Raw genomic sequence first — 16,680 nt, 5'->3', positions numbered from 1 at the left:
CGTTCAGAGGAAACACCATGTCTGAGATTGAAACAAAGCCACCGGCCCAGGCCGTGGACAACGGCCTCAAACGCAATGCCATCGGCACCGGCGGCATCGCCTTCCTTGTCATTTCCGCCGCCGCACCCCTCACCGTCATGGCCGGCGTGGCGCCCGTGGCCATCGGTATTGGCGGCATTGGGGCGCCCATGGGCTACCTGATTGCCGGCGTCGTGCTGCTGGTCTTCGCGATCGGCTTCATGGCCATGACCCGGCACGTCAAGGCGGCCGGCGGCTTCTATACCTACATCACCATTTCCATGGGGAAGACCGTGGGCCTGGCCGCGGCCATCCTGGCGATCGTCTCCTACAACTGCCTGCAAATCGGCGTCTACGGGCTGTTCGCCATCCAAACCCAGGCCATGCTGCAAGTGCTCTTCGGCCTGAACGTGTCCTGGCCCGTGCTGGCGCTGGCCGCAGTGGCCGCCGTCTGGTTCCTTGGCTACCGAGGCATCGACGTCGGCGCCAAGGTGCTCGGCGTGCTGCTCGTCGCCGAAACCGCCATCCTGGCCGTCATGGGCGTCGGCATCCTGGCCCGCGGCGGCGCCCACGGGATCAGCATGGCGACCTTTGCACCCGAACACGCCTTCAACCCGGGTGTGCTGGCCATCCTGGGCATCTGCTTCGCGGCCTTCATGGGCTTCGAATCGACCGTGCTGTACCGCAACGAGGCCAAGAACCCGGACAAGTCCGTCCCCGCGCAACGTTCATCGCCGTCGGCTTCATGTCCATCTTCTACGCGTTCATCGTGTGGACGGTGATCCAGGCGTACGGCGACGGCGAGGTGGTCAAGGCCGCTCAGGAGCTTTCCGGCGGCATGTTCTTTGCCACGATCAACCACTACGTGGGCCCGTGGGCCGAGGTGGTCATGTACATCCTGATCGTCACGAGCGTCTATGCCTCCCAGCTCGCCTTCCACAACGCGATCAACCGGTACACGTACATGCTGGCGCGCGACGGCGTGCTGCCGGCCTTCCTCGGACGGACGCACCGCAGGTACAAGTCCCCGCACATTGCCGGCCAGCTCCAAACCGTGCTGGCCGCCGTCGTCATCATCATTTGCGCCGTGCTGGGTGCGGACCCGTACAAGCAGCTGCTCATCTGGGTCAACACCCCCGGCATCTTCGGCATCGTGGGGCTGCAGGGCCTGGTGTCCGTGGCGGCGTTCCTGTACCTGCGCCGCCACCCTGGCGCCGTGACGAGCCGGCTACTCATCCCGTTGAGCGTGGTCTCCGCCGTGCTGCTGTTCGGCGTCGTCTGGCTGATTGCCCAAAACATCGAGCTGCTGACCGGCGCCGACGCCCTCACCAACAACATCCTGATGGTCATCGCACCGGCCGTGTTCATCGCCGGGCTGCTCATCGCCCGGCGGCTGCGCAAGGCCCGCCCCGCCGTCTTCAACCAAATAGGAAGTTTTGAAAGCCATGAATCCTGAGCTGATCCTGCTCGCAGACACCATCCACACCATGGACGGGCATGCCACCCCGGTCCAGGCGGTTGCCGTCCAGGGCGGCATGATCGCCGCCGTGGGCAGCCGTGAGGACGCCGCCGGCTGGCGGACCGCCGCCACCGAGGTCATCGAGCTGGGCCCGGCAACACTCACGCCCGGCCTCGTCGACTGCCACATCCACCCCATCTTCGGCCTGGAAATGACCGGCGGGACCAACCTGTCCGGGGCTGCGAACCTCGACGAGGTGCGGAGCCTGCTGCGGGCCGCGGCCGACGACGCCGATCCGGCCGGCTGGGTGCTTGGCTGGGGTTTGGACCCCAACGTCTTTGGCGCCTCGGCGGTGCACCGCCGCGAGATCGACGGCATCCCGGGCGGCCGGCCGGTCTTCATCCGGCTCTTTGACGGGCATTCGGCACTGGCCAACGCCGCGGCCCTGGAGCTCTCCGGCATCGACGGCCCGCACACCTTTGACCAGGCGGCCGAGGTGGTGTGCGACGCCGGGGGCAAGCCCACGGGCCTGCTCCTGGAGGCCGCCGCGATCGATCTCGTGGCCCGCGGACTGCCGAAGGAGCCGGCGGAATCCCGCAAGGCCCGGCTCGCGGCACTTATGGACGGCTTTTCCCGTGCCGGCCTGACCGGCGGGCACGTGATGGACATGGGCGGGGACGCCGCCGAGCTGTACCAGGAGCTCGACGATGCCGGCCGGCTCCCGCTGCGACTGCGCTGCGCCCCGTGGTGCATGCCCGGCGGGAACGAAAACGACTGGGCGGAGCTCGCGGCCCAGGTTGGCCGGGGCGGACGCCGCTGGTCGGTGGACGCCGTGAAGCTGTTCGTCGACGGGACCATCGACAACGGCACGGCCTGGCTGGCTCAGCCCGACGTGTACGGCGAGTCGACGGCGCCGTTCTGGCCCAGCCCGGCCGACTACACCGCTGCAGTCCACTTCTTTGCCGGCCGCGGCATCCCGACGGCAACCCACGCCATCGGTGATGCGGGAGTGGCCCATGTGTTGGACGCGCTGGAGTCCCTGCCAACGGATGCGGCGCCTGCCGTGCACCGGATCGAACACATTGAATCCGTGCCGGATGAGCTCGTGGAACGGTTCCGCCGGCTGGACGCGGTGGCCAGCATGCAGCCAACCCACTGCACCCACTACTCCCGCGCCGACCACAGCGACAACTGGTCCATCCGGCTCGGCACGGAGCGGGCCAACCAGGCGTGGCGGTGCCGGGACCTGCGCGACGCCGGCGTCGTCCTGGCACTGGGCTCTGACTGGCCCATCGCACCGTTTGCCCCGCTGCCCATCATGGCCGACGCCCAATTGCGGCGCCGCTCCGGCAGCCCGGACCAGGAGCCCATCGTGCCGGAGCAGGCACTCACGGCGCTGCAGGCCCTGGAGGGCTACACCTCGCATGCGGCCCGCGCCGCGGGGCTCTGGGATGTCTCGGGATCCATCACGGTGGGCAAGCACGCCGACTTCACGGTGTTCGAGATTGACCCGCTGACGGCCGCTCCGGACCAGCTGGCCGCGAGCTCGATCCTGGGCACCGTGGTGGGCGGCGAGGTCCAGTTTCTGCTGGACCGCGTGTAGCCCTACGACGCCGCGGAGACGGTGACGATGATGACCTGGGTCTTCTTGCTGCCGTCGTAGCGGAGGTCGTAGCCCACGTTGAATCCCAGTTTGTTGCCGTCTCCCAGGGAGTAGTTGCTCTTCTTCCCCGGGTCCTTCAGTGCACCATCGATCCACCGGTTGGCGGCGTCGGCATTGAGCCCGTAGTCCGTGACGGCGTCGCGCACCAACTGCACGTACTGGTCCAGGCTCTCCGTGGTCAGGAAGTAATAGACCAGGTCAAGGTCCGGGCTGGTGTCGGTGGTGGTGAAGCGGACATGGTCCGTCTGGGCGTTCAGGGTCCCGGATCCGCCGGTGACGCTCAGTGTGAATTTGTCCCCCGTGGGGGCCACCACGTCGGGTGCGTAGGCCGAGTCCGGCAGGCCGACCTCGGCCTTGGGAATGGTGCCCTGGCGGAAGTCCAGGCGCATTGATTTCGAGGCCAGGATTTGTGCGACGCCGGCGTCGTCAAGCCTTGAAAATTCCGTGGTTTCCATGGTGCTCCCCTGGGTAGCGTTTTTCGGTCCGCTGACGGTGAACCCGCAGCCGGCCAGTGTGCATGCGATCAATAGTGTGGCGGCGAGGACCGCCACACGGCCGTGCCATGGCCCCTTGCGCTGCTTGGGTGTCATCGTTGGTGGACCTCCGCGTGGAACCCGCCAAGAATCCTGGCCACGATCGGAACCACATTGTTGGTGGGTCGGTACTGTTCAACCCTGTCGTTGAAGTCGGAGCCGATGATCTCCCGCGCATGCTCCGGGTTGTTCGCCAGGAGGTTTTGGTAGGCGGGCAGCGTGTCCTTGCTGATCAGTTGCCACCGCTGGTTTTGATCCGTGATGTTTCCGTTCGGGAATCCGGTGGTCACCTCGGTGCGGAATTGCAGAGGGTTGTCGGTGTTGGTGAAGGGAATGTCCTTTGGCCCGGGTGATTCGATGTTGAACTTGTAGGGGAAGACCTCCGGGTAGCTCTTGGCCCCCGGGATGGACGGTTCACCGGCCAGGGTGACTACATAGGTCATGGCTTCCCCGGTGACCGGGTGACCGCGCATGGTGTTGTAGTCGTCGTTGATGATTTCGTTTTGTTCGCGGTCCAACAGCACGGTGTTTCCATGTTTGACCTGTTTGGGATCGCCGGTGTTGATCTCGCGCCAGGCGTTTGCCGTTGCGGGGGTGATGGCTCCGGAGTCGCGCAGCCGCTCGATCTCCGCCATGCCGCCTTGTTCATAGGCCATGTGTTGGCGGGCCTGGTCGAGGAAGATTTCCTTGTTCATGTCCAGCATGGAGGTTTCGTAGAACTTGATCTCGGAATCGCCCATGGCCGCAACCGTGCGCAGCATCTGCAGTTCCTTCAACGGAATGTCCGAGACCGGGCCGCTGACGATCTTTTGGGCGATGTCGCGCATCATGGCCATGTCCTTGAACCCGCCGGCAAAGGAGGGTCCGATCATGTTCGCCATGCCCGCCCATTGCAGGTCCGGGTTGGCCAGGAACTGCTGCCCGTAAAAGTCGTAGACCTTCTTGATGGTCTCCCAGTTGGCGGTCGTCCCCTTGGACGTGTCCCAGACGGCAGGGTCAATGCCCATCCGCTGCATGGCCAGGTTGTTCCAATAGTCGCTGAGGAAGGCGGCGTATTCCTCGGAGTTCTTGGGGATCAGGCCGGAGTCTGCGGCGGCATCCATGGCGAGCTTTGCACCTCCTGGATGGAGCGCCGCCCACTGCTTGAACTCTTCGCTGCCAAGGTAGGCCGCGCGTTCATCCGGGGTCATGGCGTTGAGCTTGTCGGTGAGGTCCTGTGCGGCCGCCTTGTCCTCGGGGCTGCCCGCTATGCCCGTGCCGGCCGGCAGGTGACCGGAATCGACGCTACTGGCCTTCTCCTGCTCGGCGGCGTTGCGGTTCAACTCGGCGCAGGCCGCATCCAGGCCGCTGGAGACCTTGCCGATGGTTTGCCGGTGCACGCTCCAGGACCGGCGGAACTCCTCGGCGTCCGGTCCGTGCCAGCGCATGCGGCCCGAGAGCGATGTCAGGGTCATTGCCATGTGGTCCAGGGTTGCCGCGGAGGTCTGCAGGTCTTTGGCGAAGGCGCGCAACTGCTCGGGGTCGGCGCCGAGCATTCCTGCCGGCATGGCATCCTCCAACCTCGTACGGCGCATACAGCGTGAATGGTCAGGCTACCAACATCCGGCCCCAGCCCCCATGGGGCGAACTCCCCGCCGCACCATCCCGTGCCCCGCCACAACGGGCGGTTCGTCGAAATCCACGGCGACTGGTCCAGGCTTTCAGGAACCCTCGGTACCCTTGAATGGTGATGAAATCTCCCCTCCCCGTGCGCAATGGCGTCAATGCAACCCGCATGCGAATGCCGGAGGAGGGTCCGTGGACCACCGCCATGGACTACGTGTTGGACAAGTTCAACCACGTCGACCCGGCCGGAATCGTGGAACGTTTTGAGCGCGGCGAGGTCAAGGCGCTCGGCGGCGAAGTCGTCACGCCGGCCACCGCCCTGAACGAGCACGTGTTCATTTGGTACTACCGCGAACTGCCCGTGGAGGACCGCCTGCCCGTTGAATTGAGCGTGCTGCACCAGGACGAGGACCTGGTGGTGGTGGACAAGCCGCACTTCCTGCCCACCACGCCCGGCGGCATGTACGTGCAGGAATCCGCCCTGGTGCGGCTGCGCGTGCTGCTCGACGCGCCCGATCTGGTGCCGATCCACCGCCTGGACCGCATGACCGCTGGCGTGCTGCTGTTTTCCGCCAACCCGGAAACGCGCGGCAAGTACCAGCTGCTCTTTGAGAAGCGCCGGATCCAAAAAACGTACCACGCCGTTGCCCCGGTCAGCCCGGAACTGGAGCTGCCGCTGGTGGTGCGCAGCCGCATGATCAAGTCGCGCACCTATTTGCTGGCCGAGGAGGTCGAGGGCGAGCCCAACGCCGAAACCCGGATCGAGTTGCTGGACACCCGCACGGATCCGGTCACGGGGCAGACGCTTGGCCTGTACGACCTCCAGCCGCACACCGGCAAGACGCACCAGCTGCGCGTCCACCTGGCCAGCCAGGGCATCGGGATCCTCAACGACCCCTTCTACCCCGTGCTGCATGAGCAGGCGCCGGACGATTACTCAAGGCCGCTACAGCTGCTGGCGCACAGCATCTCCTTCACGGATCCGCTGACCGGGGAACCGACGCGGTTCGCGTCGAAACTGCAGCTCTCCGCCTTCCCCCACTAAACGCCTATCGCGGCAATCTCCACGGCCGCCACCACGTCCACGCCCGGTTCCGCTCCCGCCACATGCGCGCGGATCGCGGCCGCCACGGCCCGGGCAAGGGCCGGGGCGGGCACGGAGCCGTCCGTACCGATCCGGATCCGCACCGTCATGACCTGCCGGCCACCGCCGCTTCCGACGTCGCCCCGGCCACCGCCGGCAGGACCTTCGTCGCCGCCGTCGCCGATCTGGCAGACCACAAAAGGCATTTGCGTGTCGGCGGATCCGGGCCCGAGCATGGCGCCCACCGCCTTCACCACTGAGCGCCACACGGGGTCAGCCGCATACACGATGGACACCCCGGGCAGGCCGCGCACCAGGGCGTGAAGCTCCTCTTCCAGGCTCATTGATCGCCCCTTTCGACGGGATCGGCGGCGGGCAGCGGCGCCCGCATGTCGGTAAACGCCACGTTCACGGCGGCAATGTTGAGTTCGGTGTGGACTTCCAGCTCGGCGCGCACGGCCTCGCGCAGTTCCCCCGCCATGGCGGGCAGCGGGTAGCCGTAGCGGGCGGAGACGTTGATGTTCACGTCCACGGGTGCACCGGGCACGCCCACCTCACCGTCGAGCCGGCACCTGCCAATGAGCACTCCGCCCAGGGCGTCGCCCACGTTGCGGACCAGCGCGATCACGGCGCCCTCCGTCTCGGTGAGGACATCGCCGGGGTCCCCGGAGAGCGGAATCGACCGTCCGGCACGGGTTTCCAGGCGCAGGTTCGCCAACATGCCATCGAGCCAGCCGGAATCGTCGGCACCCGCCGCGGCGACGTCGTCGTCCATCAGGTCAAGGGCCGCGGCATGCAGGCTGCGCAGCCCGGCAAGCCGCGCCTGGCACTGCGGGCAGTGGTCAATGTGCTCGGAATCCTCCGATGTGCCCGTGTCCAGGTAATCGCTGAGGTCCTCGATGCGCCGGCCGCAATCACGCGTGGGGTTCATCGCCATTCCTCCATTTCGGTCACAAGCGTGGTCCGTGCCCGTGCCAACCGGCCGCGCACGCTGGCAGCACTGATGCCCAGGGTCTGGGCAATTTCCTCATAGGATTGGCCGCCAAATTCCTTCAAGACCCAACATCGCCGCTGTTCGGCGGGAAGCCGGCCCAGAGCCCGGCCAAGGGCCGTACGGGCCGAGTCGGCGACGGCAGCCTGTGCCGGCCCGGGCGCGGGGTCGAAGAGTTCGTGCTGGTCCTCCACATTGCTGTGGGACTTCCGACGCCGGCCGGCATCCACCGCCCGATGCCCCACGATCCGCATGAGCCAGGCTTTCACGGCCGCGCCGTCCCGAAGCGCACCGATTTCCTTCCAGGCCGTGATCAGGGATTCCTGGACGACGTCGTCGGCCTCGGCGGGGGAATTCAGCAGGCGCCGCGCGTAGGCGCGCATGAGTGGACCGTGCCGCCGGGCCAGCGCCTCAAAGGCGGCCACGTCGCCGTCGCCGGCGCGTTCGGCCAGGACGGCGTCAGGGGCGTCGGCGAGCCGGCTGGCCGGTTCATTGCTGCGTATCAATCGACTTCCGTCCCTTCCCGGGTTCGGTGTCCACCTGCGATGGGTATGAGCTTATGCGCACTGCGGGCCGGCGGGACGAATATGCCCGCCGGCCTGCAGCGCCTGTCTTGCTTGCGGCTTAGTTGCGGCCCTTGATGGCGCCGTAGCCAAAGGCCACGACGAGCCCGCCGACCAGGGACAGCAGCCAGGTGCGCAGGTCGAAGAAGGTGCCAAGGCTCGTGTGGAAGATCAGCGAACCCAGCGCCCCTCCCACCAGGGCGCCCACCACGCCCAGGATCAGGCTGGTGATCCACCCGCCGCCGACTTTTCCGGGCATGATGGCCTTGACGATCGCGCCGATGATCAGGCCGAGAATGATGAATCCAAAGAAACCCATGGGGTTCTCCTATCGTTTTTGGTGCTGCGAGCGTGATGTTTGGTGCTTAGTGCTTGGTCAAGCCGTCCTTGAGCTTCCGGGCGGCGTCCTTGATGTTGTCGCCGGCCTCGGCGGCCGCATCCTTGATCTTCTCGCCGGCCTGCTTCGCGGCGGCGGAGGCCTGGTCGCGCTGGCCCTGATGCGCCAACTCCTCATTGCCCAGGAGCTTGCCGGCCTTTTCCTTGGCCGAGCCGAGGCCCTTTTCCGCGCTGTTGCCGATCTTCTCGTTCAGTCCCATGACGTTCTCCTTGGTTTTACAGTTGGTTGTGTTCACAGCTTTTCGCAGTGGTTCCGCGGCGGTCATGCCACGCGTTCGGTGCGGGCGAACCTGGTCCGGGTGCCGGCCCTGATGCGGATCAGCACGGGGATTTCCTCACCCAGCAGGACGTCCAGGCCCTCGACAAGGTCGTCGAGCACCGCCGTCAGCTCCCGGGGTGAGGCGCCCTTGCGGGCTTGCAGGCTGATCTTGAGGCCGTTCCCGCCCCTGACCCGCCACGACTGGACGGTGGTTGCGAGTACTTGCGAGTTGCCGGCCAGGGCCGCCTTGATGGCCTGGCCGGCGACGGCGGTTTCCACCGTGGTGGTGCCGGCAGTGGTGGTGCCGGCAGTGCTGGTGCCGGGGTCGCCGTCGTGCCGGGCAAGCTGGTTGGTGCGCCCGCCGCCCTGGGAGGCGATCCAGCACACCAGCAGGATGGCGGCCACCAGGGCCAATCCCAGGACCGCGACGGTCCACCAGCTGTAGCCTTGGCCGGGAATCCTGGCCGCCGCCAGCTGTTGCTGGATGCTGGCCCACAGCTCTGTACCGTTGCGGGTCCAGGACTTCGCAAAGTCCTGGTTGCTGCCGGCCAGCACTGCGAGCCCTCCCAGGCCGATCAGGACCAGTCCGAATACCCCCAACAGTGTGCGGTTCAGTCCGCGACGGGTGCCGTTCATACCCCCACCGCCCCTTGCCGGGCAACCACGACGGTTACCTTCAACGCCCGCGCCAGGGCATAGCCGGAGACTTCCCGGTCCACCGCCTCCTGGACGGCCAGCTGGTCCACGGCCTTGCCCGAGGTGGGGTGGACCCGCACCTGGACGTCCCGGTGTCCCACGCTTGCGGTGACTTGTTCGGGCGCCAGTTGCGCCGCGGTGCGGGCCGTCCGGGCCACCGCCGATGCCAGCACGTCACGCTCCACCACGACGGCGGCACGCTGGTTCTCGATAATGTGCCGCGGCTTGGTGCCGGGCAGGATTGCGGCCAGGACATAGGCCGCCCCGATCAGCGCTAGCACCACGCCGGCGGCGATCAAGGCCGCGGGAATGGTCGCAGTTCCCAAGGACGCCAGCCTCGACAGGAGCTCCGTTGGGGAGATCAGCAGCGCGGTGTTGCCCGTCAGGGAAAGCACCAGCTCGAGGACCAGCCACAGCACTGCGGCCAGCATCACGGCGGCGCTCACTACGGACAGTGCCGCGCGCGACGAGTGCGTCTCCCGGCGGCCCGTGCGTCGAATGAATGATGTCTGGCTCATTGGACCCTCTCCCTGCTTTCCATCTGGACCCCGGTAAAGCGGATGTCCACCCGCCCCACGCTGCTTCCGGCCAGCTCTTGCATGCGCCGGGCAATGACCGCCCTGGCGGCGTCGGCACGCTGGAACACGGTGCCGACGCCGGGGTTTCGGTTGTTATCGGGATCCCGCGGTGTGCGGGCAATTTCCGAAAAGGGCGTAATGGCCAGTGCCAGGGCGAGCGAGACGCTAAGTTGTCCCTGCCCGTCCCGGACACCGGCGCGAACGTCCCGCAACGGCACCTTGAACGCGTCCGCCGCAATCGCTGCGGCCAGGCGCGTCATGGTTCCGGCGGAGATTGAGGTGTGCCCGGCACGCGTTGCTTCCAGCGTGCCGGCGCTCATGACGAGGTCCGTTTGCCGCGCAGGGCATCGAGGACGCCGCGCAAATCCAGCCGGCCCTCCACGACCCGTCCGACGACGGCGCCAACGGCCATGAACAGCGCCACCAGGAGCATGGCCCAGAATCCGAACGCCACGGCCGAGATCGCCAGGACGGCGCCTACGGCAACGCCCACGGTGGCCGAACTCATGAGACGCGGGCTTCCCGCACGCGGGGCTCCCCGGCGTTATCGGCGTTCCGGGTGTCAACGCGGCTGTCGTCGCCGCGACGGTCGTCGGAGTGCTTGTCGTCGCTGTCGTCGCCGGAGATGTGGATGTCGGTGATGGAGACGTTGACCTCGGTCACTTCCATGCCCACGACGTCCTCGACGGCGGCGTAGATGGCGTCACGGACGTCGTCGGCAACCTTTTGGAGCGGGTGCGGGTATTCCACCACGAGGGTCACGTCAACGGCCACCTGGGTCTGGCCCACTTCGACGCTGACGCCCTGGGTGAGGTCCTTCTGCCCCACGGCTTCGCGCAGCGTGCCCAAGGCACGGGCTGCGCCGCCGCCAAGGGCGTAGACGCCGGCGATGTCCTGGGCGGCGATGCCGGCAACCTTGGCGACGACTGCGTCGGCCACCGTGGTGGTGCCGCGGCTCGTGGCCGTGGTGTTTGCTGCGGGCTTGTTGGTGCCGGCCTGCTGTACTGTTGCCGGGGTCTTTCCCTGAGGCTGTGTAGTCAAGACAATCACTCCCAATAGTCGATGCGCATCATGCTGCTGTGCGCTTGGTGCCGTTTGGCGCCTTCACAGATAAGGCGTACCGGGGAGTAATAACGTCACGGTCAATTCACTGTGATCCGCATCACATCTGCATGAGGCTTCGTGAGTGCGCACATAATGCGGTTATCGGTCGCGGAAAGCGACATCAGCTGCGCACTCGCCGTGGCCGAGGGAGCCAGGACCAAGAATTGCGGTGGGTCGCCGCGTTAGAGCGCGAGCCACTTGCCGGCCGAGCGGCGGAAGGCTCGCAGGGCGCCCGTGGTGGCTACGGCGTTGACGCCGTGTTGCAGCGCGGCTGCGGCGTCGCGCGCCTGCCGGTCCTCGGCGTCGTACTCGCTGGCCTCCACCATGAAACGCACGGTGATCCGCGGGACGCCGGCGACGACGTCGAGCTGGTTCGCCTCCACTACATGGGCGGAGCCGAGCACCGCCACGGCCATGTCCATGACCTCTTCGGGGGCGTGGCCGGGGCGCAGGCCGGTGATTTGCAGCGTGGCACGGAAGGAAGGCATTGACCCAGCTTAAACGACATGGGTCCCCACAAGCACCGACGGAGGGACTGGTTTGCCCGTAGGCTGCGTCAGGGAGACCGGAGGCCGCCCGCGGCCGAGGATCGGAAAGCAGCCGAGGGCATGCCGGTCCCTCCGTCGCAGGGACTACCCCGTGTTGCGCAGGCCGGCGGCCACGCCGTTGATCGTGATGAGCATGGCGCGTTGCAGGCGCTCGTCCACTTCGCTCTGGGAGATGTCGGCCTCGCGGACGCGGCGCAGCAGTTCCACCTGAAGGTAGGAGATCGGGTCCAGGTACTGGTCGCGGACGTTCAGGGAGCGCTTGAGCAGCGGCTGCTTGTCCAGCAGCTCCACCTCGCCCGTCAGGTTCTGCACTTCGGCAACCGTGAGCTCGTATTCGGCACGGATGGCGGCGAACAGGTGCTGGAGCGGTTCCGGCACCAGGGTGCGCACGTAGTGGGCGGCGATGTCCATGTCAGTCTTGGCGAGCGTCATTTCCACGTTGGAAATGGTGGAGGAGAAGAAGTGCCAGTTGGCCAGCATTTCCTTCAGTTCCTCGCCGCGGCCGGCCTCGCGGGCGGCCTTCAGGCCCGAGCCCACGCCGAACCAGCCGGGCACGATTTGCCGCGACTGGGTCCAGCCAAACACCCACGGGATGGCGCGCAGGCCGCCCAGGCCGGAGCCGGAGTCGGGCCGCTTGGACGGGCGGGAGCCGATGTTCAGGCTGCCCAGCTGTTCCACGGGGGTGGAGGCCAGGAAGTAGGCGGGCAGGTCATCGTGGTCGATGAGCGTCCGGTACGTGCCAAAGGCGGCGTCGGAGATGGTCTCCATGACCTCACCGAAGCGGACCAGGTCGTCCTCGGAGTGGCGCGGCGCCTGATGCAGGGCCGAACCCTGCATGACGGCGGCCAGTGACAGTTCCAGGTTCTCGCGCGCCAGCTCGGGCAGCGAGTACTTGTCGGAGATGACCTCGCCCTGTTCGGTGAACTTGATGGCACCTTCGAGGACGCCGTTGGGCTGGGCCATGATGGCGTCGTAGGTGGGTCCGCCACCGCGGCCCACGGAGCCGCCGCGGCCGTGGAACATGCGCACGTTCACGCCGTGCTTGAGTGCCACGTCGCGCAGCTTGCGCTGGGTCTTGTGGATTTCCCACTGGCTGGTCATGACGCCGGATTCCTTGTTGGAGTCCGAGTAGCCGAGCATGATTTCCTGGACGTTGCCGCGCAGGCGCACCAGTTCCCGGTAGGACGGGTCGGAAAGCAGTTGGTCCACGATCTCGGCGGAGGCGCGCAGCTCGTCCACGGTTTCCAGCAGCGGGGCGAAGCCAATCTTTGCGTAGCGGTTCTCGCCCGTGAGCTGGACCAACCCGGCCTCGCGGGCCAGCACGGCCGGGGCCAGGACGTCGTCGGCACCGCGGGTCATCGAGATGATGTAGGTTTCGACGACGTCGGGGCCGTAGGTGTGCAGGGCCCGGCGCACCACGCGGAAGACGTCGTAGGTGCCGTCGGCGATGCCGTCGAGCTTGATCGGGTGGCCGGACAGCGGGCGGTGGCTGGCCAGTTCGGCGCTGAGCACGCGCATGCGCTCGTCCCGCTCCAGGTCCGCATAGGGCTTGCCGAGCTCACCGACGCGGTCGATGAGCTGGCCGACGGCGTCGTGGTGGTGGTCGGCGTGCTCGCGGATGTCCAGGGTGGCCAGGTGCAGGCCGAAGGAGGCGATCGCGCGGCGCACGGAGGCCAGGGCGCCGTCGGCCACCAGGGCGGCCGAGTTGTTGCGCAGCGATGTTTCCAGCAGTTCCAGGTCGGCGATGAGCTCGGCGGTGTTGGCGTAGTCGCGGCCGGGCTCGTGGTAGCCGTCGGCGCCAACGCGCTTGCGCGTGTTCAGCAGCTTTGCCTTGATGCAGGTCAGCTTCAGCCGGTACGGTTCCTCGGCGTTCAGCTCCAGCACGCGCGGATCGATTCCGGGCAGCTTGGCCAGGTCGACGGCGATGGAGTCGGTCAGTTCCTTGTCCGCACCATAGAGGGAGCTGGAGTTGGAGAGGACCGTCAGGAGTTCGTCGATGAGCGCGATGCTGTTCTTCACGGCGTTCGCGTTTTGCAGCACCAGCACCTCGCGGGTGACGTCGGAGGTGACGTTCGGGTTGCCGTCGCGGTCGCCACCGATCCAGGAGCCGAAGCGCAGCGGTGCGGCATCCGCCGGCAGCTTCACGTCGTGGACGGCCAGGAGGTCGGTGAGCTCGGTGAGCACCTCGGGCATGGCGTCCGTGAGGATGTTGTTCAGGTAGTAGATGGCGTTGCGGGCCTCGTCCATGGGCGTGGGACGGACCTTGCGCAGCTCGTCGGTCTGCCACATCTGGTCGATGATTTCGGCCAGCTTGCGGTCCTGCCGGCTGCGGGCGGTGCTGCCCTCATCCGATGGCGTGGCCAGGATGTCCGAAAGCTTGCGGATCTTGTCCAGCACGGAGCGGCGCGAGGCCTCGGTGGGGTGCGCGGTGAAGATGGGGCGCACGTCGAGTTCGTTGACGACCTTTTGCAGGGCTTCGGAGCCGGCCTTTTCGGCGATTTCGGTGACGGCCTTGGCCAGCCAGCCGTCCTGCTCGGGCCGCGAGCGCAGGCTACGGACGCGGTGCACCTGTTCGGCGGCGTTGGCCAGGTGGAAGTAGAACGCGAAGGCACGGACCAGATCGGTGGCCTGCTCAAGCGGCAGGGAGGAGAGGACCTCGCGGACCTGTTCGGCGACGTCGTTGGCACTCCACGGGCCGGTGCCGGTCTCGCCGCGGGCCGCTTCCTTGGATTCCTTGGTCAGCAGGCGCACCTGTTCCACCATGGCCAGCAGGTCCGGGCCGTGCTGGCGGACCAGGGATTCACCCAACAGCGTGCTGACGCGGCGCACGTCGCGGCGAAGATCGGAGTCCTCGGCGGGATCGGCGAAGGTGCCCTGGGGGTCTGGATGCAGTTCTGAGCTCATGAGTCAGCGTCCTTACGGTCTGTACGGTCGTGCTTCTAAGGTGCTCGTATGCGGCGCTGAATACGGTGGGGCCCGGAAACAGGGCCGTTTGGATCCTACTGTGCGGGCGCTCACACGGGCCAATCCGTCTCAAATAGTGTCGGGGCGCCCCTGGCCGTGCACGGCGGCGTAGGCGGCGTGGATTTGTTCCCAGCACGGGTAGAAGTCGTCCCACCAGTGCGGCCAGTCGACGCTTTTGCCCTCCAGCGCCTCCTGCAGGTGGTCCAGGTGCACATGCCAGCCGGCCAGCGACATCAACACCACCTCGTCGGGGACGGAAATGATGTTCGTGAACGTCAGCGTGGTGCCCGTGCCGTGCGCTGACAGCTCCACCCGGATGGTGCCGTGCATGGAGTTGCTGACCTCCAGGACGTGCGGTTCTTCGGCATTGACCACGCGCCCGTTCCACCAGTCGGTCTCGATGCCGTGGCCCTCGTCCTTGACGTTGAGCCATTTCAGGTCGAAGGAGGAGCCCGTGCGGGCCTGGCCGCGGACCTTGCACCACCACTTTTGGGTTTGTTCCGGATCCGTCAGCATGGCCCAGATCTGCTCCATGGGCGCCTCGTAATCCCGCGTCAGCGTCAACTGCGCGCGATCGCCGTCCAGGGCCGTCACGGTGCCCAGCTCGAAGCGGGCCATGTCCTTGTTCATTTCGGTATTACTTGCCATCCCGCCATTCTTTCACCAGTTCCCGGCGGTTCATTCTTGTGAGGGGTTTTAGGGCGATTGCGGCCCGTCCGGGCTTTCCTGTTGTGGCTCGGATGGTGGCGAGGACTTGGGCAGGTACGTCGTCGTCACAAGCGCCACCGCGAGCAAGCCGACAGTCGACAGGAGCCACATGGCGGTGCCGCCGATATCACCGGAGGCGCCGTATCTGCTCCCGTATGACAGCATCTGCGAACTCGCGGCGACGGAGAGAACAGCCAGCAGGGCCGTGATTGCGATGAGCCACCGCATATCGCGGTTTGGCTTCTGCACCCGCCCCGCGACCAGCACGGTGAAGGCGACGGGGGTTGCCAGGGCAAAGATTATTGATGCCGTGAACCCGGGCACCCACCAGTGCCCCGGTTGATCCGTGGGATCGAACTGCAAGAGGACGATGCCGGTAAAGGCCAGGATGGCACAGGCGACGGGGAGCCGCCGAGCCACGGGTGATGCTGGTTTGCGATACGCCATCGTTGGACCCCCAAAAGTCTTCGCCCCGCGCCATGCGGCGGGCGCGTCCCCGCGTTCCGGTACACCTGCAAGCTACCCCGAACGGATACCGGTGTGTGGGATTCTGGAAATCTTGGCAGCTTCGTTATCTGCGCTCCGAGCTGCGGCGGAACGCTACCGTCCAGTGACCGCCGTCGCCGGAATACCCGCAGGTGCCCGCCCGTTGTGCCTACAGTGGCTTGAGCCGCACACCCGCAGGGCATTTTAGGAGCACCGTTGACTGTACAAACCGCAGATCTCACCCGCCTCACCGAGCGTTGGGACCGGTTCCGCGCCGGCCGCGCCACGGCACTGGCCACCGAGCACGGCTGGCTGACACTGACCTCCTTCCACTGGCTGCCGTCGGCTCCGGAGACGCTGGACGGCGTGCCCGGCCTGTGGCGCAGTGACGGCACGACGGCGACCCTCACCGTCAGTGCCGAGGACCAGGTCACGCTGGTCTCGACTGGGGAACCCGTGGTGGGCACCATCACGGCCGAACTGGCCGACGAGGAATCGCTGCGATGGGTGCGCTACGGCACCGTTGTGGTTGAGCTGGGTGTGCGCGCCAACCGCTACATGATCCGCACCCGCGATTCCCAGTCCCCCACGCTGACCGAATTCCACGGCGTCCCGGCGTTCGACTACAACCCGGGGCTCGTGCTCACCGGCACCTTTGAGCGGTATGCCGAGCCGCGCACCGTTGACATCGTCACGGCCAACCCGGAGGTTCCCGGTGTCGCGGTGACGGTGGGCGACGTCGTCGTTGAGCTGGACGGCACCACCTATCGGCTCGCCGCCGAGGAGGGCCAGCTGGGCTCGCTGATCGTGACGTTCTTCGATGACACCAACAACGTCACCAGCTCGCACTGGCGCAAGCTGGAGCTGACCCGGCCGCGCCCCGACGGCACCGTGGTGGTCGACTTCAACCGGGCCATCAACTACCCCAGCGCGTTCACCGATTTCGGCACCTGCCCGGCGCCCGTGGAGGGCAACCGCATCAACGCCGCCGTCGAAGCCGGCGAGCGCGACCCGCGCAAGTAACT

The 16,680-nt window shown here is 66.8% G+C and carries 19 protein-coding genes and 1 pseudogene; 4 read left to right on the top strand and 16 right to left on the bottom strand.

Annotation, left to right across the window (positions count from 1 at the left end):
- Positions 1-17 precede the first annotated feature (17 nt).
- Together AL755_RS24340 and AL755_RS02150 are read left to right on the top strand one after the other, a co-directional pair.
- A pseudogene (locus tag AL755_RS24340) lies at positions 18-1,474 on the top strand (APC family permease).
- Entirely contained in the window at positions 1,464-3,080 is a 1,617-nt protein-coding gene (locus AL755_RS02150; protein ID WP_054009516.1) for an amidohydrolase, read from the top strand. Before AL755_RS24340 ends, AL755_RS02150 begins: the two are co-directional and overlap by 11 nt.
- Positions 3,081-3,082: 2 nt before the next feature.
- On the opposite strand, the gene AL755_RS02145 is transcribed toward AL755_RS02150, so the two are convergent.
- Entirely contained in the window at positions 3,083-3,595 is a 513-nt protein-coding gene (locus tag AL755_RS02145) for a hypothetical protein (RefSeq protein WP_237762411.1), read from the bottom strand.
- Between the two features lie 131 nt (positions 3,596-3,726).
- Positions 3,727-5,220 carry a WXG100 family type VII secretion target gene (locus tag AL755_RS02140; RefSeq protein ID WP_054009514.1) on the bottom strand — a complete coding sequence of 498 codons (1,494 nt, stop codon included), beginning with the start codon at positions 5,218-5,220 and terminating at the stop codon, positions 3,727-3,729.
- Positions 5,221-5,402: 182 nt separating this feature from the next.
- Here AL755_RS02140 and AL755_RS02135 point away from each other — a divergent pair, with 182 nt between their 5' ends.
- Entirely contained in the window at positions 5,403-6,323 is a 921-nt protein-coding gene (locus AL755_RS02135) for an RluA family pseudouridine synthase (RefSeq protein WP_054009746.1), read from the top strand.
- On the opposite strand, the gene AL755_RS02130 is transcribed toward AL755_RS02135, so the two are convergent.
- The 14 genes from AL755_RS02130 to AL755_RS02065 all read right to left on the bottom strand — a co-directional run bounded on the left by AL755_RS02130 (position 6,320) and on the right by AL755_RS02065 (position 15,616).
- Positions 6,320-6,706 carry a hypothetical protein gene (locus AL755_RS02130; protein WP_054009513.1) on the bottom strand — a complete coding sequence of 129 codons (387 nt, stop codon included), beginning with the start codon at positions 6,704-6,706 and terminating at the stop codon, positions 6,320-6,322. The genes AL755_RS02135 and AL755_RS02130 overlap by 4 nt on opposite strands.
- Entirely contained in the window at positions 6,703-7,293 is a 591-nt protein-coding gene (locus AL755_RS02125; RefSeq protein WP_054009512.1) for an Asp23/Gls24 family envelope stress response protein, read from the bottom strand. Before AL755_RS02125 ends, AL755_RS02130 begins: the two co-directional genes overlap by 4 nt.
- Positions 7,290-7,859 (bottom strand): RNA polymerase sigma factor, encoded by a 570-nt coding sequence (locus AL755_RS02120; protein WP_054009511.1) that lies wholly within the window; start codon positions 7,857-7,859, stop codon positions 7,290-7,292. The genes AL755_RS02125 and AL755_RS02120 overlap by 4 nt, the downstream gene beginning before the upstream one ends.
- Before the next feature lie 118 nt (positions 7,860-7,977).
- On the bottom strand, positions 7,978-8,235 hold the full coding sequence (locus AL755_RS02115) for a GlsB/YeaQ/YmgE family stress response membrane protein (protein ID WP_054009510.1): 258 nt from the start codon (positions 8,233-8,235) through the stop codon (positions 7,978-7,980).
- Positions 8,236-8,281: 46 nt separating this feature from the next.
- Positions 8,282-8,512, bottom strand: coding sequence for a CsbD family protein (locus tag AL755_RS02110; protein ID WP_054009509.1), 231 nt, complete (start codon positions 8,510-8,512; stop codon positions 8,282-8,284).
- A 62-nt stretch (positions 8,513-8,574) separates the two neighbouring features.
- Positions 8,575-9,207: a hypothetical protein gene (locus AL755_RS02105; RefSeq protein ID WP_054009508.1), complete on the bottom strand. Its 633-nt coding sequence runs from the start codon at positions 9,205-9,207 to the stop codon at positions 8,575-8,577.
- Positions 9,204-9,785 carry a hypothetical protein gene (locus tag AL755_RS02100; protein ID WP_054009507.1) on the bottom strand — a complete coding sequence of 194 codons (582 nt, stop codon included), beginning with the start codon at positions 9,783-9,785 and terminating at the stop codon, positions 9,204-9,206. The genes AL755_RS02105 and AL755_RS02100 overlap by 4 nt, the downstream gene beginning before the upstream one ends.
- Entirely contained in the window at positions 9,782-10,165 is a 384-nt protein-coding gene (locus AL755_RS02095; RefSeq protein ID WP_054009506.1) for a hypothetical protein, read from the bottom strand. Before AL755_RS02095 ends, AL755_RS02100 begins: the two co-directional genes overlap by 4 nt.
- Positions 10,162-10,353, bottom strand: a complete 192-nt coding sequence (locus tag AL755_RS02090) for a DUF2273 domain-containing protein (RefSeq protein WP_054009505.1) — start codon at positions 10,351-10,353, stop codon at positions 10,162-10,164. The genes AL755_RS02095 and AL755_RS02090 overlap by 4 nt, the downstream gene beginning before the upstream one ends.
- Positions 10,350-10,886, bottom strand: coding sequence for an Asp23/Gls24 family envelope stress response protein (locus AL755_RS02085; protein ID WP_054009745.1), 537 nt, complete (start codon positions 10,884-10,886; stop codon positions 10,350-10,352). The genes AL755_RS02090 and AL755_RS02085 overlap by 4 nt, the downstream gene beginning before the upstream one ends.
- A gap of 245 nt (positions 10,887-11,131) precedes the next feature.
- The gene (locus AL755_RS02080; protein WP_054009504.1) at positions 11,132-11,437 is read right to left on the bottom strand and encodes a hypothetical protein; all 306 of its coding nucleotides are present in this window, start codon (positions 11,435-11,437) and stop codon (positions 11,132-11,134) included.
- 144 nt (positions 11,438-11,581) lie between these two features.
- Complete coding sequence (gene ppc / locus AL755_RS02075) at positions 11,582-14,401, bottom strand: phosphoenolpyruvate carboxylase (protein WP_054009503.1); 2,820 nt, start codon at positions 14,399-14,401, stop codon at positions 11,582-11,584.
- A 129-nt stretch (positions 14,402-14,530) separates the two neighbouring features.
- Positions 14,531-15,109 (bottom strand): SRPBCC family protein, encoded by a 579-nt coding sequence (locus AL755_RS02070; protein ID WP_082368810.1) that lies wholly within the window; start codon positions 15,107-15,109, stop codon positions 14,531-14,533.
- Between the two features lie 48 nt (positions 15,110-15,157).
- On the bottom strand, positions 15,158-15,616 hold the full coding sequence (locus AL755_RS02065) for a hypothetical protein (RefSeq protein ID WP_150116977.1): 459 nt from the start codon (positions 15,614-15,616) through the stop codon (positions 15,158-15,160).
- A gap of 255 nt (positions 15,617-15,871) precedes the next feature.
- Here AL755_RS02065 and AL755_RS02060 point away from each other — a divergent pair, with 255 nt between their 5' ends.
- Positions 15,872-16,678 (top strand): DUF1684 domain-containing protein, encoded by an 807-nt coding sequence (locus AL755_RS02060; RefSeq protein ID WP_054009500.1) that lies wholly within the window; start codon positions 15,872-15,874, stop codon positions 16,676-16,678.
- Positions 16,679-16,680: the final 2 nt, after the last annotated feature.

Origin of the sequence: Arthrobacter sp. ERGS1:01, assembly GCF_001281315.1 — a bacterium.
Lineage (GTDB): Bacteria > Actinomycetota > Actinomycetes > Actinomycetales > Micrococcaceae > Specibacter.
The sequence above is the reverse complement of the archived record's forward strand: the minus strand, read 5'-3'. Positions and strand labels throughout refer to the sequence as shown.

Coding starts and splice junctions, on each gene's coding strand:
- AL755_RS02150 (WP_054009516.1), top strand. CDS start 1,464: ATGAATCCTGAGCTGATCCTGCTCGCAGACACCATCCACACCATGGAC.
- AL755_RS02145 (WP_237762411.1), bottom strand. CDS start 3,595: ATGGAAACCACGGAATTTTCAAGGCTTGACGACGCCGGCGTCGCACAA.
- AL755_RS02140 (WP_054009514.1), bottom strand. CDS start 5,220: ATGCCGGCAGGAATGCTCGGCGCCGACCCCGAGCAGTTGCGCGCCTTC.
- AL755_RS02135 (WP_054009746.1), top strand. CDS start 5,403: ATGAAATCTCCCCTCCCCGTGCGCAATGGCGTCAATGCAACCCGCATG.
- AL755_RS02130 (WP_054009513.1), bottom strand. CDS start 6,706: ATGAGCCTGGAAGAGGAGCTTCACGCCCTGGTGCGCGGCCTGCCCGGG.
- AL755_RS02125 (WP_054009512.1), bottom strand. CDS start 7,293: ATGAACCCCACGCGTGATTGCGGCCGGCGCATCGAGGACCTCAGCGAT.
- AL755_RS02115 (WP_054009510.1), bottom strand. CDS start 8,235: ATGGGTTTCTTTGGATTCATCATTCTCGGCCTGATCATCGGCGCGATC.
- AL755_RS02110 (WP_054009509.1), bottom strand. CDS start 8,512: ATGGGACTGAACGAGAAGATCGGCAACAGCGCGGAAAAGGGCCTCGGC.
- AL755_RS02105 (WP_054009508.1), bottom strand. CDS start 9,207: ATGAACGGCACCCGTCGCGGACTGAACCGCACACTGTTGGGGGTATTC.
- AL755_RS02100 (WP_054009507.1), bottom strand. CDS start 9,785: ATGAGCCAGACATCATTCATTCGACGCACGGGCCGCCGGGAGACGCAC.
- AL755_RS02095 (WP_054009506.1), bottom strand. CDS start 10,165: ATGAGCGCCGGCACGCTGGAAGCAACGCGTGCCGGGCACACCTCAATC.
- AL755_RS02090 (WP_054009505.1), bottom strand. CDS start 10,353: ATGAGTTCGGCCACCGTGGGCGTTGCCGTAGGCGCCGTCCTGGCGATC.
- AL755_RS02080 (WP_054009504.1), bottom strand. CDS start 11,437: ATGCCTTCCTTCCGTGCCACGCTGCAAATCACCGGCCTGCGCCCCGGC.
- ppc (WP_054009503.1), bottom strand. CDS start 14,401: ATGAGCTCAGAACTGCATCCAGACCCCCAGGGCACCTTCGCCGATCCC.
- AL755_RS02070 (WP_082368810.1), bottom strand. CDS start 15,109: ATGGCAAGTAATACCGAAATGAACAAGGACATGGCCCGCTTCGAGCTG.
- AL755_RS02065 (WP_150116977.1), bottom strand. CDS start 15,616: ATGGCGTATCGCAAACCAGCATCACCCGTGGCTCGGCGGCTCCCCGTC.